General features: G+C 36.6%; 13 protein-coding genes. 4 read left to right on the top strand and 9 right to left on the bottom strand.

Annotated elements, in window-relative coordinates; translation table 11 throughout:
• The first annotated feature begins 9 nt into the window (after window positions 1-9).
• Window positions 10-330, top strand: coding sequence for a sulfite:cytochrome C oxidoreductase subunit B (locus tag ACLHDG_RS04125; RefSeq protein ID WP_415407725.1), 321 nt, complete (start codon window positions 10-12; stop codon window positions 328-330).
• Between the two features lie 4 nt (window positions 331-334).
• Here ACLHDG_RS04125 and arsC read toward each other — a convergent pair whose 3' ends face one another.
• The 7 genes from arsC to lolA all read right to left on the bottom strand — a co-directional run bounded on the left by arsC (window position 335) and on the right by lolA (window position 6,668).
• Window positions 335-685 (bottom strand): arsenate reductase (glutaredoxin), encoded by a 351-nt coding sequence (arsC, locus tag ACLHDG_RS04120; RefSeq protein WP_415407724.1) that lies wholly within the window; start codon window positions 683-685, stop codon window positions 335-337.
• Between the two features lie 54 nt (window positions 686-739).
• Window positions 740-1,585, bottom strand: coding sequence for a (2Fe-2S)-binding protein (locus ACLHDG_RS04115; RefSeq protein ID WP_415407723.1), 846 nt, complete (start codon window positions 1,583-1,585; stop codon window positions 740-742).
• Between the two features lie 53 nt (window positions 1,586-1,638).
• Window positions 1,639-2,220 carry a cytochrome b/b6 domain-containing protein gene (locus ACLHDG_RS04110; protein WP_415407722.1) on the bottom strand — a complete coding sequence of 194 codons (582 nt, stop codon included), beginning with the start codon at window positions 2,218-2,220 and terminating at the stop codon, window positions 1,639-1,641.
• Between the two features lie 99 nt (window positions 2,221-2,319).
• A complete protein-coding gene (locus ACLHDG_RS04105; RefSeq protein ID WP_415407721.1) occupies window positions 2,320-3,723 on the bottom strand; it encodes a hypothetical protein in 1,404 nt (467 codons plus the stop codon).
• 403 nt (window positions 3,724-4,126) lie between these two features.
• Window positions 4,127-4,468, bottom strand: a complete 342-nt coding sequence (locus ACLHDG_RS04100) for a hypothetical protein (RefSeq protein ID WP_415408324.1) — start codon at window positions 4,466-4,468, stop codon at window positions 4,127-4,129.
• Window positions 4,469-4,591: 123 nt separating this feature from the next.
• Window positions 4,592-6,142 (bottom strand): DNA recombination protein RmuC, encoded by a 1,551-nt coding sequence (gene rmuC / locus ACLHDG_RS04095; protein WP_415407720.1) that lies wholly within the window; start codon window positions 6,140-6,142, stop codon window positions 4,592-4,594.
• A gap of 1 nt (window position 6,143) precedes the next feature.
• Window positions 6,144-6,668, bottom strand: coding sequence for a LolA-like outer membrane lipoprotein chaperone (lolA, locus tag ACLHDG_RS04090; protein WP_415407719.1), 525 nt, complete (start codon window positions 6,666-6,668; stop codon window positions 6,144-6,146).
• Between the two features lie 481 nt (window positions 6,669-7,149).
• On the opposite strand from lolA, the gene secA reads away from it, so the two are divergent.
• Both secA and ACLHDG_RS04080 read left to right on the top strand, forming a co-directional pair.
• Window positions 7,150-9,771, top strand: a complete 2,622-nt coding sequence (gene secA, locus ACLHDG_RS04085; protein ID WP_415407718.1) for a preprotein translocase subunit SecA — start codon at window positions 7,150-7,152, stop codon at window positions 9,769-9,771.
• On the top strand, window positions 9,771-10,997 hold the full coding sequence (locus ACLHDG_RS04080; RefSeq protein ID WP_415407717.1) for an ABC transporter permease: 1,227 nt from the start codon (window positions 9,771-9,773) through the stop codon (window positions 10,995-10,997). The genes secA and ACLHDG_RS04080 overlap by 1 nt, the downstream gene beginning before the upstream one ends.
• Before the next feature lie 29 nt (window positions 10,998-11,026).
• On the opposite strand, the gene ACLHDG_RS04075 is transcribed toward ACLHDG_RS04080, so the two are convergent.
• Entirely contained in the window at window positions 11,027-13,600 is a 2,574-nt protein-coding gene (locus tag ACLHDG_RS04075; RefSeq protein ID WP_415407716.1) for an AsmA-like C-terminal domain-containing protein, read from the bottom strand.
• Here ACLHDG_RS04075 and mltG point away from each other — a divergent pair.
• On the top strand, window positions 13,527-14,480 hold the full coding sequence (mltG, locus tag ACLHDG_RS04070; RefSeq protein WP_415407715.1) for an endolytic transglycosylase MltG: 954 nt from the start codon (window positions 13,527-13,529) through the stop codon (window positions 14,478-14,480). The two genes, ACLHDG_RS04075 and mltG, sit on opposite strands and share 74 nt — an antisense overlap.
• On the opposite strand, the gene ACLHDG_RS04065 is transcribed toward mltG, so the two are convergent.
• A complete protein-coding gene (locus ACLHDG_RS04065) occupies window positions 14,481-16,112 on the bottom strand; it encodes a protein kinase domain-containing protein (RefSeq protein ID WP_415407714.1) in 1,632 nt (543 codons plus the stop codon).
• Window positions 16,113-16,181 lie beyond the last annotated feature (69 nt).

Below are 16,181 nucleotides of genomic sequence, written 5' to 3'. Positions count from 1 at the left end.
AGGCACTAAATGCCGAGTCTTAAAAAGTTATTACTTATACTTCTTTTTATGAGCACAACACTATTTGCACAGGTAGAGGGTGGCATTACTGTACCTTACATAGACTTTCCCATGAAAGAGGGAAAAGGAATGTACTCCACACGAGGAAAGTGCAATATGTGCCACTCCTGGGGATACACATTAAATCAAGGGTTACAGTCTAAAAAGTTTTGGAGAGAAAAAGTAATGAAGATGATCGTTGTCTTTAAAGCTCCCATAAAAACCCAAAAAGATATAGATACTGTTGTAAATTATCTCTTTGAAAATTATGGGAATGGAGAACTGGAGTAAGGGTTTACCCTAAAAGCTCCACAACATTCTCAATAGGACGGCCAATGACAGCCTTGCTGTCTTTAATGACGATAGGTCTCTCTATGAGTTTTGGATTTGCTACCATTGCCTCTATAAGTTTCTCTTCATCTTCTACATCTTTAAGTCCAAGCTCTTTATAGATATCTTCTTTTGTTCTCATAAGTTCTCTTGCAGACATAGCCAGCTGAGAGAGCAAAGTTTTAAGCTCTTCTTTTGTTGGAGGAGTATCGAGGTACTTTACTACCTTTGCATCTACACCTTTCTCTTCTAAAAGTGTCATAGAGTTTCTTGATTTACTGCATCTTGGGTTGTGCCAAATGGTTACTGTACTCATATTTATATCCTTTAAAATTTTTAAAAGTGTACACTATAGAAACTTTATACAAACCTAGAGATGGTAAATACCTAAGGGTTCATACTCTGGATGTAACTTTAGATCAGCGGTTAACATGGAGACCCATTTATTGAACTCTCTGTTTTTATCAAAAACTTCCAATGCACTCTCAAGATTATCTGTGTTTATCTCGTTGTGTGGATGCAGGGTATTGTATTTTTGGATACGAGCTTGAATTTTGGCATATTCTGCCTCTTTTTCTTTTTTCTGACGCTCTTCTTTTAAACGTTTGGCTTCCATAGGGTCTACAGGTGTTTGTGAAATGAGATCAGAGATCATCATTTTACAACGGCCACATACCCGTCCAGCTTTGGTAAAAGGCTTCAACTCGGGAAATGAAGTCACTGCATTCTCTTTGATCATATCGATCAGATCAAGTTCATAACTCCCCTCGCAAGAGCAGATCAAAGGTCCCCGTTCACTCACAAGACGATTTTGATAAAAATAAGAGGGGTCTACAAGCTCTTGTTTCTGCATCATTTGAGACAAACGTAAAAGATCAATATTGGTATTCATACCAATAAATCTCACTAATTTGTCCTCATTGACAATATATTGATCAATTCTATTCTCTTTTTTTGAAGTAATTAAAATCGTTTCATTGCTTATACTTTTTGAATCATAAGAGGGAGAGGTGACATCATTTAACATAAAAGACCCCACCTTTAAAGCATCAATGGAAACCTCCCTGATAAATGGTTCAGTTGATTGTTCCAAAATGGTGGCAACTGCAATATCGCTTTGATCGATGCATGATTTAACATGACCGGTAATAAAACCACTCTCACTCAGCTGTGCTGCTTCACCTACAGCATAAATATTCGAATCGGAAGATTGCATAGTGTCATTGACTAAAATACCTTTATCTGTTTGAAGTGAATCTCACTTCTAGTTTATTTTTCCCCGCCGTTAACCATATCTGAAAGTATCCCTTTTTCATCTTGGTTTTCTGCAACAAAAACACCGATAATATGCAGTGGTACAAAGATAAGAACAGCATTAAAAACAAGTTCATGTATCTCTTTGATGTCATGGGCTCCATCTTTAGTAAGACCAAGTGCTTCATAGAAATGAATTATCAATCCACTTACAGCCATAAAGAGTAGAATACCATAGATACCGATATAGCCAAGTTTCACCATCTTTTTATGAAAAGTTTCTTTTCCAAGATTTTGGTAGTTTTGTTTTCCACTCTCTGTAAAGAGGAGGATTATTCTCCAAACCACTAAAGCAGCCAATGCATATCCAAGTATGATATGCCACTCCCACATAGGCGCACGAATGGCTTTGGCAAGCATTTTTGCCTGATCTGCGGTAACTTCCAGATTGATCTCTGTGAGTTTTTGTGTGAGAAGCTCAGAGTTTGTTCTCCAGCTTAAAAATGTTTTTCGCAAAAATACTGTACCGAGTAGTCCTAAAACTACTGTCGCATGTATCCAGTGCCAAACTCTAAAATTTAGACTCCATTTTTTCATAACTTAATTCCTTTATATTTTATATTATTCAAGAAAGATTGATTAGTAGTTTTCATTCAAACCGTTCTGAACTGAAGCAGTTTGAATGAAAGAAGAAGCCTATAAGGCTTGCATATAAGTAACTAAATCTTTTTTCTCCTCTGCAGAAAGTTTTATGTTCAGAATAAGATTGAAAAACTCAACAGTATCTTCAAGTGTCAACAATCTACCATCATGAAGATATGGAGGAGTATCTTTAATACCACGTAATGGAAATGATTTTATAGGACCCTGAGCGGTAGCTAAAAGACCTGCTTTCAATGTTGGTTTATAAAAACGTTCAACTTTCATATCATGCATCATATTATCACTAAATGCAGGCCCACCGTGGCACTCGATACATTGCCCTTTACCGTTGAAAATTGCTTCTCCGCGAAGTTCGGCTTTTGTAGCTTTGCTAGGATCAAGCTTGTCAAAAACATCAAGTTTAGGTGCTGGTGGAAAATCAAGAATCGATTGAAATTCAGCCATAAAATGTACTTGTGAACCGCGTTCAAGTGCGTTTACACCTTTTTTAGCGGCAATAACGTGATCGCCATCAAAATATGCAGCACGCTGTTCAAACTCTGTAAAATCCTCAACAGTTTTTAATGCACGTTGAGAACCAAAAAGTCTTTGTTGGTAAACACCACGTAAAGTAGGCGTATCTAAACGATGTCTATTTTCTTGAGGACGAATATCACCAACAAGATGGGTTGCGGCATTACTATTTCCATTAGCATGACAATCAAAACAAGAAACACCAAAGCTTGGATGCTCACTTCGACGGTCATTGGTAGCGTTGAATTGTTGTTGTGGAAAAGGTGTAACCAGTAGACGTAACCCCTCTAATTGTTTAGGATTAAGCACTCCGTCAAAAAGCTCAAAATAGTTGTCAACACTCACTAACTTTCCTTGTGAGACATCACCAATATCTGGTCGTGTTGTCAAATATATAGGTGATGGAAATTCTGGTAAAAAGTGATCTTTAAGATCAAAATCGAGGTCAAATCTTGTTAAATCTCTATTGTCCTGTTTTTTAACTTTGTCAATATGAAACTTAGGAAATAACATCCCCCCTTCGCTGTGATGAGGATGCGGAAGCGGCATAAAACCTTGAGGAAAAAGATTTTTTTCTCGTATTTCTTCTGCACTCATTGAAGAGAGTTTTTCCCAAGTCATGCCTGCTGGCAACTTAACTCTAACGCCTTCTTGTACAGGCTTACCCCCAGACATATTTACTTTTTTAGATGGTCTGTTACTTAAATCATAACGCTCTTTAAGAAGTGTATTATGTTTTTTGGTAATCCCTGGTTTTTCCGCTTTCATACGCTTCATAGTTGACTCAAAATCTTCTTTTACAACAACAGACGCATAACTTGAAGATTTTTCCTCTTTTGCATTTAGACTTGTTGCTCCCAAGCATAAAGTAGCCACAGATAAAAAAAGCCTTGCTGCTTTTTTTGAATCATTTATTCCTTTCATTTTTTACCCCTTTAGGTTTAATTATTCTATATTTAGCCAATCTCATCATCTTGAGTAATAAAACCCAGATAAAGAATATCAGCAACATTCCTTACCGTGATATCACCTAGGATTATGAATACTAGGTGATATCATTCATTATTACACTAAAGGATAGTTATTATCCTTTAGGAAGTATAGCTTTTTTAAACTTAAGGGAAAATATTTATCCTTTAATAAATATTGTTGGTGCTATGAATTAGAATTTGAGGTATGTTTTCCATAAAAGATATTTTGTATATTTGAAAAGATTACTTCTTAACGAAACACTTATAATCTGATATAGTATATGTAAATGATTTTAGGAGGGGAGAAAAGAGAAAATTATTTGTTGTACTGTGATCTTAATTGAGTACATCTAAGGTTATGTCCTATGGTTACATTTGCCATAGTACTTTCCTTTATTATGTAATTTGACTATCTGTTTATCTACACCCGTAATGACACGTGTATCTTTACCTACATAGTCTACATTTAAAAGTAGATAACGTACAACATTGGGGATCTGTTTAAGATGGCGTTGGAAATACCACTGTCCCAACTCTTTGGAGTTTGGTTTAGGCAAGGCTACAGAACGTGCTTCTCTTGGGTTTAGATAGTTGTTAAACTCTTTAGTAGTGGAGCTTTTTCCTGCAGTATCCATTCCTTCAAAAATGACTAAAAGTCTTTTATTGTTGTCTATGACCCATTTTTGAAGTTTGACCAGTTCATACTGAAGTTTTAAAGACTCTTTTTCATAAAACTCCCGCTCGATCTTTCCATTCTGTTAAAGACTTTGGAAGATTTTTTCTCATACTCTCCCAGTTTTTTGGTGTAAATGACCTTTTGTCTACTCATCTTTATCCCCGGCCAGTCCTTTAGGTATCTTCTTATTAGTTTGGGCACCCAATTCTTTTAACTGCTCTACCTGTCGGACAAGATTTCCTTTTCCGTCACTTAATTTACTACGTGCAGCAGAAAAACTGCCTTGTATACCGTCTATCTGTTTAGATATCTTCATCAGATCTTCAGAAAAACCGACAAACTTGTCATACATAGCACCTGCTCTTCTGGCTATCTCCTGGGCATTTTGATTTTGTCGTTCATACTTCCATACATTTTCCACTGCACGCATAGCAACAAGCAGTGTGGTTGGTCCGACAAGAAGTATCTTCTTTTTAAAGGCATTGTCATAAATGCTGCTGTCATGTTCCAGCGCTACTGCAAGTGCCCCTTCTATAGGCATGAACATAAAGATAAAGTCTAAGGTATTGACCTCTTTGAGACGTTCATAATTCTTACGAGAGAGTCCTTCTACATGCAACTTAATAGAGTCTAAATGTGCAGCTAAGTACTCAGCCCTGGTTGATTCATCCTCCGCATTCACAAAACGCTCATACGCAAGGAGTGAAGTCTTTGCATCGATAATAAGGTCTCGGTTATCAGGAAGGTGCACGATAACATCCGGTCGCAGTATTTCATTATCATCCGTACGGAGACTTACTTCTCTTTCAAACTCATAGCCTTTACGTAAACCGGAAGCTTCAAGTACATGTTCAAGTACCATCTCACCCCAGACACCTTGTGTTTTATTCTCACCCTTTAGCGCATTGGTAAGATTTATGGCATCTTTGCTTATTTTTTCATTTAGTTCTTTAAGTGAATTTATCTCGTTTCTAAGCACTGCTCTATCTTGACTCTCAGTGTTATATGTATCTGCTACCTGCTTTTTAAACTCAGTAATTTGTGTTTGAAGCGGCTTTATCATACTGTCTAGATTTTGTTTGGAAAACTCTGCAAATTTCTGTGAATTTCCATCAAATATCTGTTTTGCCAACTGTTCGAACTCATCTTTGATCTCTTTTTTATGTTCTTGCATCATTTCAAGTCTATTTGAGGCATGCCTGGTCTCTGTCTCCAACTTGGTAAGCAAGCGTGCATTGTTAATACGGTGTTTGCTGTTATCTTCTACCAAATGTTCATGTCGTTCTTGCAGTACTTTATGATCTTCCTGCAATTTTCCATAGTTATCTTCTGTACTTTCAAGCATAGTAGATACATGGCTGTGTTCTTTCTCTAATGTATTATATTTTGATTGTGTACTTTTAACCTCTTCTATTTTGGAAGCCAGATCTTCTTTGGTTTGCATAAACTGCTGTAGCTCTTGCTCATTACTTGCATTTTTTATTTTAACTGCCTGCAACTCTCTTTCAAGCACATCTATCTTGGTGTTTTTCTCTTTATCCAGTTCTTTAAAATCCCATAATTTATCACTTTGTGATTTGACTTTAGTCGAAAATATAACGACAATAAGTACAATAACCAATAATACAACCAGTGCAATACCGGCAATGAGCATTAAGGTTGAATCATTTTGGATCTTTAAAAGTAGTTCTTGCATATTAACCTCTTATCATGTCATAGTTTTGAGGATAATTACACTTCATACTTTTAGGTGACAGGTTCCCTTTGCCGTACTTCATCTTTTTAAATACGATCTGTACTTTATTGTCTAAGTCATCAAAGTAAGCAATGCTGTGAAGTTGTTGTTTAGCATCCACCTGTATCGTATAGTTTATGTTTTCATATTTGGTTACATAGATATTCTTACTATGCTCTTTTGCTTTTTTTAAAATTTTGGCAAGGTCAAACCCTTTGTTGATAAGATAATTTGAAACCTGTTCCAGATCATGGTCTACTACCAACAATTCAAACCCATCGGTACACACCTCTTTTTTAGTAGGTTTAAGATACTCCCACTTCAATAAAGTCTTATTTGAAAAGCGTACTTTTCCACTATAGTTTATGGTTTTTTTCTTGGCATTTGTGATCTTTTGTGTAAAATCTGCTTGAAAATTCTCTGGAAGGTTGATGGATGCTCCAAACAATGCTGAAACAGATAATAATCCAATCAATAATAATCTCATATATATTCCTTAATTTATAAATAAAAATATACCAAAATACCACTTATTTCGGGGTTATAAATAACATATTGTCATAGAATTGTATAGGAACTGTGGTATGGGCACCTCTAATAACCCTATACGTTCATAATGGGTTTTGCAAATGTAAGATTTTGCAAGAGACTTCCAAGTCCTAGCCAAAGCTAAGATGAAGTAAGTATCTTGTGAAAGATTGCGTTTGCAAAGCCCACCCTGTGGGCATCACTAGCTTTCACCTATGCGTCGTTACTCTTTTTTGACTTAGCTACGGCTAGGACTTCAAAAGAGTGCCTAGCCTAGACAAAAGCTAGTGATGTTATGAACATATAGGGTTATTAGAGGTACCCATATTTAAATTGATCAAGGCAATATATAGACTATCTGAATAATAAAAATAACTGCTAACGACATATTAATGACTTTTTAGATAAAATAATCGGAATTTATAAAAGGCAAAAGAAAGATGATTAAAAGCATACTCAAAATTTTTGGCACACAAAACGAGAAAATCGTTAAAAATTATCTCAAAAAAGTAAAAAACATCAATGCACTCGAATCTAACTATGAGAATTTAAGTGACGAAGAACTTCAGGCTGCATTTAATGCACTTAAAGAAGAAGTACAAAATGGCACAAAAAGTTTGGATGATGTACTCTATGAGTCATTTGCTATTACACGTGAAACCAGTAAACGTGTACTTGAACTAAGACACTACGATGTACAGATGGTTGGGGGTATGGTACTCAACGATGGTGATATCGCAGAGATGAAAACAGGTGAAGGTAAAACACTTGTAGCCACACTCGCTGTTGTACTGAATGCGATGACAGGCAAAGGTGTACATGTTATTACTGTAAATGACTATCTTGCCAAAAGGGACTCCGAAGATATGGGTGTACTTTATAACTTCTTAGGTTACTCTGTCGGATGTCTTACTGCTGATGTTCATGATGAGATGAGCAGAAAAGCACAATACGAAGCAGATATCACATATGGTACGAACAACGAATATGGTTTTGACTACCTTCGTGACAACATGAAAGTGCGTGCTGAAGAAAAAGTACAACGTAAACACAACTATGCCATCGTGGATGAAGTTGACTCCATCCTGATCGATGAGGCACGTACACCACTCATCATCTCCGGTCCGACACAAAGAGACCATAACCACTATGCAAGAGCTGATGAGATAGCAAAAAAGATGGAACGTGGGGAGAAGCTAGAAACCAAAGCGGGTGAAGATGAACAAACTACTGGTGATTTTATCGTAGATGAGAAAAATAGAACGATCGTCATGACAGAAGATGGACTTCTAAAAGCACAAGAGCTTTTTGAAGTAGAAAACCTCTACAACCTTGAAAATGCAGCCCTTTCTCATCACCTGGACCAAGCACTTAAAGCACACTATATTTTTGAAAAAGATGTTGATTATGTTGTACAAAACAATGAGATCATCATCGTAGATGAGTTTACCGGGAGACTTTCTGAGGGTCGTAGATACTCAGAAGGACTGCACCAGGCACTTGAAGCAAAAGAGGGTGTAGAGATACAGGAAGAGTCTCAGACACTTGCTGAGATCACCTACCAGAACTACTTTAGACTCTATGAAAAACTCGCAGGTATGACAGGTACAGCACAGACTGAAGCGACTGAGTTTGCACAGATCTATAACCTTGATGTTATTTCCATTCCTACCAATGTACCTATCGCAAGAGATGATAAAAATGACCTTATTTATAACACTGAGCGTGAAAAACTCGATGCAGTCGTAAGAAGGGTAAGAGAACTCAATGCCATAGGTCAACCTGTACTTATAGGTACCGCTTCCATTGAAAAATCTGAATTGATCGATGAGAGACTTAAAAAAGAGAAGATCCCTCATAACATGCTCAATGCAAAGAACCACGCACAAGAAGCAGAGATCATTAAGAATGCCGGTCAAAAAGGAGCGGTAACAGTTGCTACAAACATGGCAGGTCGTGGGGTTGACATAAAAATAGATAATGAAGTAAAAAGCCTTGGCGGATTGATGATACTTGGTACGGAGCGTCATGAGAGTCGTCGTATAGATAACCAACTCAGAGGTCGTTCAGGACGTCAAGGTGATGCAGGTGAGAGTCAATTCTTCCTTAGCCTTGATGACAATCTTCTACGTATTTTCGGTGGAGAGAAGATCAGAAACATCATGAACAAGCTTGGTGTTGAAGAGGGTGAGTACATCGATTCTAAGATCGTTACAAGATCTGTTGAAAAAGCTCAGAAAAAAGTGGAAAATCAACACTATGAGTCAAGAAAACATATCTTAGAATATGATGATGTAGCCAACCACCAAAGAAAAGCGATCTATGGCTTTAGAAATCAACTTTTAGACCCTGAGTTTGATATTGGGGCAAAGATCAAAGAGAACCGTGCAGAGTATATTGATCATCTTTTAGCAGAGTGTGAGATCTATGATGGAATGCCTAAAGAAGACTTCAATGTTGAAAAACTTGGATCACTCATCAAAGAAGAACTTAATGTAGTAGTGGATCATCAACACTTTGTAGATAAAGAGGTGGAAGAACTCACTTCCATGATCACGGAGATGATGGAGAATATTTATGAAGAAAAAATGTCTCAGATCGACCCGGAGCAGCGAACTGAAATTGAATGTATCTTATACCTTCAAGTACTTGACCCTCAGTGGAGAGATCACCTTTATGAGATGGATGTACTCAAAACTGGTATCGGGCTTAGAGGATACAACCAAAAAGACCCACTCACTGAATATAAACAAGACAGTTACAAACTCTTTACTGACTTGGTACAACGTATCAAATTTGAAGCTGTAAAAGTACTTCAACTTGTACAGTTCAACTTTGAATCTCCTGCAGAGGAAGAGGCAGCAGTTGAACAGATAAGAGAAGAGTTGGAAAGTGATGTAGTAGACGCTACACTAAGTACAGATGAACAGGAAGCACCAAAGAACAAACCTTTAACAGGTACAAAAAAGCCTAAAAGAAATGAGCCTTGTCCTTGTGGTTCCGGTAAAAAATATAAAAACTGTTGTGGACAAAGCGGACCCAAAAAAGGTCTTTTGGCATAATGTCCACTCCCGCTAAACTTCCCTCACCCAACAAGAAATTTGTTGGGCATATCATCAAACACTATCTGAAATATGACAGAGAGAACCCTTTTATCTTTATCTCCGCACTGCTAGCCTTTTTAGGTATAGCCGCAGGGGTAATGGTACTAATGATAGCTATGGGAATTATGAACGGTACTCAAAAAGAGTTTACCAAACGTCTTTTTGTTATGAACTACCCTCTAACAGTACTTCCTCTTGCAGAAAACTCTGTAAATGACGATCTCGTTCAAACACTCTCCAAAAAGTTTCCTCATTTAAAATTCAGTCCATACTACACCACTCAAGTCATCACTAGGAATGAGGGTGCAGTACAAGGTTCATTACTCTATGGTGTGGATTATAACAAAGAGAGCGAGATCAATCCTATCTTTGAAAAAGCCAAAGGTGATACAGAGAGTAAATTTAGAGTCGTTGTAGGTGATGCCCTTTCTTTTGAGATGAATGCTCCTAAGGGTGAAAAAGTCACTCTCTATTTTTCAGAGCAACAAGCCATAGGTTTTGGAACCATGCCGCTTCAAAAACGTTTCATTGTTGATGGTGTCTTTGATTCAGGTTTGAAAGCCTACGATAAAGCCATCATGTACACTTCTTTTGAAGCATTTGAGAAACTACTCAAGCGAGAACATGGAATCTATGATGGTCTTCATATCTATACTGAAAATCCACTCAAAGAAATAGACAGCATTAAGAGTGCTTTACCTGAAATGGTAGTCATCGAAGGATGGTGGCAACAAAATGGTAATTTCTTTGCTGCCATGGAAATGGAGAAAAAAGCCCTCTTTTTGGTTTTGCTGCTCATCATACTTGTAGCATCACTGAACATCATCTCTTCTCTTTTGATGACCGTCATGAGCAGACGAAGTGAGATCGCTCTTATGCGTACACTCGGAGCCACTCAAATAGAGCTAAGATCTATCTTCTTTAGGCTAGGACTCATCATAGGCACAGCAGGCATATTTGCAGGTACCCTACTTGGTAGTCTCGGTATTTGGGTACTTAAGACCTTTGATATTATCTCTATGCCTGAAGACGTTTACGGTACCTCTAAGCTCCCTGTAGATCTAACCATGAGTGATTTTGGACTTATCATCCTTGGAACTTCCATTATCATATTACTCTCTGCACTCTACCCTGCAAAAAAAGCATCACAGACTGACCCATTGACTGTTTTAAGAAATGAATAAAATCATCCGCTAGCTAAGCCTGCTAAAGCTTACTTATTAATAATATGAGCTGGTGATTCTAATGTACGTTTTAAAAAGTGAAGTGGTAAAGTGAGTATATCTTCTGCTGTGGTTGTTTGCACTTTTGGTTTCTCTAATGTTCCAGTGATCTTCAGTCCCACTGTCATACTTTTATCTTTTCCCATCAAGATATAACCTAACAGAGGGAGACTCCCAACAAATTTTCCTAATTCTCTGGCTGTTTGTATGGCAAGATCCATTTTAATGCTTCTCTTTTTGATATCAACTTCTCCTTTACCCACGATAGTTGCAGACCCCCCTTTAATATAAACAGAATCAAAAATGACTTTATCTCCTATCATTCTATATTCAACAACACCCTCTTTGATCTTAAATCCTTTTTTCGAAAAACCCGGATCTTGTAAAGTGGCTAAAGCCGGTATGGTATTCATAAACGCCAAAGTATTGTTGTAGGCTTTAAAACCACTCATTACTCCACCCTCAACAATGATCTGTCCTTTCCTCACCTTATCAGGATCACCAGACATTTTAAGTGTATAGCGTCCTTTTTTCAACCCTTTAAAATCGATCAGAGGATGTAACATTTTATCTTTTACACGTAAAGCCTGTAAAGAAAATACTTTTCCTTTTTTATTCAGTTTTACTATATCTCCATTTAAACTTCCTATAGCATTAATATTACCGTTTGGTAGTACTTCTATATCATAGCTATCTGTGACAAGCGTATGTTGATCATATCTTAGTTTACTATTTTCTCCAACGATCACATATCTTTTAATTGTAGTTTTACTTTTCTTCTTCGAAGAGAGAAATTCTTTAAGGTCAATATTTAGATTTTTAAGTTTTACCCATGATCTGTCTGCATTGAAATGTAAGCGTTTGTTAAAGGCATAAAAATCAATTCCCTTTTTTGTGATCGTACCACTGCATGGCACTCTTGTAAGACACACATTATCTTTCTCATAGAAAAAACATGATGCTCTATGAAGTACTCCTTTAAACATATAGCTCTCGAAGTCTTTAGTCGTAATATCAAGATTTCCTCCATTTATCTGTAACCCGATATCTTTAAGATAAGGTTTGATCTTCTCTATCGCTCCTACTTGCAACAACATATCTTTAGGACGATTCACTATCTTCAACTTCAATGTTGGAATATCGACTACAATATTTTTACTATAATCCAAAGTCAATGGTAATAGTTTGTTTTTCAGTATAAAGAATTTTTCATTTTCTTCTCCTATAGTGACCTGCTTTGCCTCAAACTTTAGATCAACTTTTTTTGCTTTTAAGTCTATCTTTCCATTTGCTCTACCTTCATACCAACTCTCTTTTAGATCGATATCTTTAAGAGTGATGAATCCTTTGTCATATTGTACATTTCCTTTAAGGACAGGCAATTTTACCTTGTTGATATAGACATCTCCTTCTTCCAGATCAATGTTCACAAATACAGAAGTTTTTTGAGTAGATTTTTTTAATGGAACATCTATCTTTACATCTACTTTAGCCATACTTCCTTTTTGTGTAACAGGAATCTGCAGATCATATGCGTTAAGTATCTCATGCACTACACTATCAATCACAGATCTAATATGCAGGTCAACTACAAGGGTTGTAGGTTTTTCCCCTACCAAGTCTACGATAGATACTTTGCTTCCTGATAAATTTCTATCTTGATACATAGGGTTTTTTAAGTCAAAATAGAGTCCGCCTTTTTTGTAAGACAAGATACAACTCTCTGCCAACACCGGTGACAATTTCTCCTTATAGTAAATTATCACATCCTCTAAAAGTGCATTTCCTTTGAGTGCATCAAAATCCATCTTAAAGCCATCATCCTCGAGCTCTCCTCTTCCACTCAAAGCGTATAATCGATATTTTTTTGCCTGAACTTTTTCAACGATCCAACTTTTTATAGTCTCATTCAATGGAAATTTGTCTATAAGTGTTTTCAGATCAGTGAATTCTTCACTATTAAGGGTAAAATCTATAGTGTTATTCTCCTTATTTGCCTTAAACCTTCCCTTAATATGATAGGCATCAAACTCACCTTTTGTCTTCAGCCTATCATTACCTGTATCATAAACAAGTTGTCCCTTTATATTAATATTATCCTTTTTTAGATACAACATAGACACATCTGCAATATACTTCTCTCCTTCTCTTTGTATATTACCAGCGATTTCATAATCATCACTGCCAACATAAAGGATATCATCTATAAAAATTATATTTAACTCATTATTTTTAAAATGGATTTTTTCTAATTCTATATAATCAAAAAATGTAAAAAGATATTTAATATTGTCAAATGTTTTATCTATATTTTCAAACGAAGGTTTTGCTTTACTTTCAGGTATGACAATATTATGTGCTTTAAGTGTGAGTTTTTTATCGAGTTTGATGTATAATCCGTCTATCTTGTAGTGACCAAAAGTAAGGTTATCTGCATGTATACCTACTTTTAGCCAATAGAAAAGAGCCACGAAAAGGATAACCAAAAAGATGAGTGTATTACGCAATACTGTACGAACAACATGGATAGCATGGGCAGAAAACATTGCACTTGTTTTTATCATCTCTTTTGCCTTTTACACTACACTACCTCTCAAAACGACACAAACACTCTTTGTGCCTCAGGGCTCTATAGGAAACATTATATCACAGCTGACTAAAAAAGGCTACGAACTCTCAGTCATAGATAGCTATATCCTTCGTCTTATGGGTAGTCCGCAGAGTGGTTGGATCCATATAGGAAAAAATGAACTTAACCGTATTGATTTTCTATACAAACTTACCAACGCAAAGGCAATGATACACAAGGTCACACTGATCCCTGGTGAAACTTCTGAACTATTTTTAGATATGCTTTCACAAAAGCTAAAACTAGATAAGGGTAAACTTCAAAAATATTATCAAGAGTTCTCTCCCTACCCCGAAGCAGGTATTTATGCAGATACTTACTATATACCTTATGGCATAAAAGAGAAGCATCTTATGCATTTTCTTGTACGAGAATCTGAAAAAAAGTATAAAAGTATTTCAGAAAAGATTTATGGGAATTACAATCAAAAACAGTGGCAAAAAGTACTGATCATCGCTTCTATCATCCAAAAAGAAGCAGCAAATAATCAAGAGATGCCTCTGGTCTCTTCAGTGATCTATAACCGACTTAAAAAAGGAATGCGATTACAGATGGACGGGACACTCAATTATGGTAAATACTCACATATCAAAGTTACCCCAGAGCGTATCCGTACTGATAAAAGTACTTTTAACACTTACAAACACAAAGGGCTGCCACCCTCACCCATAGGAGCAATAAGTCTCTCTGCCATTACGGCAGCCATAAAACCTGCAAAAACAGACTACCTCTACTTTATGAAAAATGATAAAGGCGTACATGACTTTGCAAAAACGTTTAAAAAACATCGCAAGAATGTTAGGAAAGCTAAATAATCAACTCTTCAAAAGCTGAAATATATTCAATATAAACATCACAATAAATCCAACCTTGTACACCATCATCTCATTTCTTTGGATAAATGAGAGATTTTTATCAAAATAGGGTTTAACTTTGATTGGGTTATCCAGCTCATAGAGCATCTCAGAGTAGTTGTGGTAGCGTTTGTTTGTATCTGTCTCAACTGCACGTAAGATAATACTCCCCAGCCAGTCTGGTATTTTTGCATTGTATGCGGTAGGGTGTTTAGGATTTTTATCGAAAGAAGGATTTTGAAAAGGCTCTATCTCTCCAAATGGAAACTTTTGAGTGAGTACTTCATAAAGTGTGACTCCAATGGCATACACTTCTGTCTGTTCTGTGATAGGAGCTTGTGTAAAACGTTCAGGTGCCAAATAAGAAGGTGTTCCTGCACGTGTCACATCCGAATATGCTTCTGTGATACTTCCAAAATCCACCATCTTAAAGACCAGCTTCCCTTTACGTCTAATAATAAGAATATTTTCCGGTTTGATATCTCCATGTACCAGATCCAGCTTAGTTAAAAACTGTGACATCTTTAGTAAAAACCGTGCCAATTCTATGCTCATATCTACTGAAAGTGGTTTTTTAACGGTAAACTCTTTAAGAGATTCCCCTTCTATGAAACTCATAATGTAGTAACGATGTGTTCTCTTTTTGGGAATAACAGCCTTAGGAAAGAATCCTGCTTTTAGACGTTTTGCCATCCAAACTTCTTTCACAAAAATATCAAGTATCACCTCATCATCTTTAGCTTCAGCTAGAGCAAACTTGATGACATACTTCACCCCTTTGTTCTCACAAAGCCACGTACGGTTGTTCTGTATAAGAGGTTTGATCAGTTTATACCCATCAACTACTTCATTCACCTTATACTGTTCCTGAATGATCAGATCACTCTGTTTGAGTTTCAGTCTGGGGTCAAGCTCTTTGATCTCTATGACTACTGCTGTAGTATCATCAGGGAGATCATTATTATGAAGTTTACTTGCTTTTTTTACTAAAAATGATGCACCTATCTTCACCCCGTCACTAAGTTCATCTTGTGTGAGTTCATTATAGAGTCCGTCACTACATAGAAGTATCTTATCTCCTGCTAAAAGATTATTTTCAAAATAATATGGCGCTACACTCTCTTCCAGTCCCATAGCAGAAGTCAAAACATTCTCCATACCCTCTGCATCCATTGCATGATCATCAGAGAGTTGTGCAAACTGTCCATTTCTAGTTAAATAAATACGACTATCACCCACATTTGCACCATACAATCTATCGCCTTCTATCACTACTATAGTAAGTGTAGTCACCAACTCTTCACGTTCATAATCCTCCATAGACTCAAGGTAGAGTACTCTGTTGATGTTTTCTATGAAGTGCTTAATGGACTTCTCCATACTCCAACTCTTAGGTCTGTTCTTTAGTGAATGTACCAAGAAGTTAGAAGTTCTTTTAGCAGCCTCAGCACCTTGACTCGCAGACCCCACTCCATCACAAACAACAGCCACAGTAATGTTCTCCATCACCTTCACCTCAAAAAAGTCATCCCCTTTGAGTTGGGTACCTTTGGCTAATGTGAAACCTGATGTTTCGATGGTTTGTTTTGACATGGGGTGCCTTTGTGAGTATTCTAAATTATATGATAAAGATTATGACATAATTTAAAATATTTGAAGCAT

The sequence above is a fragment of the Sulfurovum iocasae genome (genome assembly GCF_047716765.1).
In the GTDB taxonomy this organism is placed as follows: domain Bacteria; phylum Campylobacterota; class Campylobacteria; order Campylobacterales; family Sulfurovaceae; genus Sulfurovum.
The sequence above is the reverse complement of the archived record's forward strand: the minus strand, read 5'-3'. Positions and strand labels throughout refer to the sequence as shown.

Bases quoted from the DNA above. Each gene is read 5' to 3' on its own strand.
- ACLHDG_RS04125 (WP_415407725.1), top strand. From the start codon at position 10: ATGCCGAGTCTTAAAAAGTTATTACTTATACTTCTTTTTATGAGCACA.
- arsC (WP_415407724.1), bottom strand. From the start codon at position 685: ATGAGTACAGTAACCATTTGGCACAACCCAAGATGCAGTAAATCAAGA.
- ACLHDG_RS04115 (WP_415407723.1), bottom strand. From the start codon at position 1,585: ATGCAATCTTCCGATTCGAATATTTATGCTGTAGGTGAAGCAGCACAG.
- ACLHDG_RS04110 (WP_415407722.1), bottom strand. From the start codon at position 2,220: ATGAAAAAATGGAGTCTAAATTTTAGAGTTTGGCACTGGATACATGCG.
- ACLHDG_RS04105 (WP_415407721.1), bottom strand. From the start codon at position 3,723: ATGAAAGGAATAAATGATTCAAAAAAAGCAGCAAGGCTTTTTTTATCT.
- rmuC (WP_415407720.1), bottom strand. From the start codon at position 6,142: ATGCAAGAACTACTTTTAAAGATCCAAAATGATTCAACCTTAATGCTC.
- lolA (WP_415407719.1), bottom strand. From the start codon at position 6,668: ATGAGATTATTATTGATTGGATTATTATCTGTTTCAGCATTGTTTGGA.
- secA (WP_415407718.1), top strand. From the start codon at position 7,150: ATGATTAAAAGCATACTCAAAATTTTTGGCACACAAAACGAGAAAATC.
- ACLHDG_RS04080 (WP_415407717.1), top strand. From the start codon at position 9,771: ATGTCCACTCCCGCTAAACTTCCCTCACCCAACAAGAAATTTGTTGGG.
- mltG (WP_415407715.1), top strand. From the start codon at position 13,527: ATGAGTGTATTACGCAATACTGTACGAACAACATGGATAGCATGGGCA.
- ACLHDG_RS04075 (WP_415407716.1), bottom strand. From the start codon at position 13,600: ATGATAAAAACAAGTGCAATGTTTTCTGCCCATGCTATCCATGTTGTT.
- ACLHDG_RS04065 (WP_415407714.1), bottom strand. From the start codon at position 16,112: ATGTCAAAACAAACCATCGAAACATCAGGTTTCACATTAGCCAAAGGT.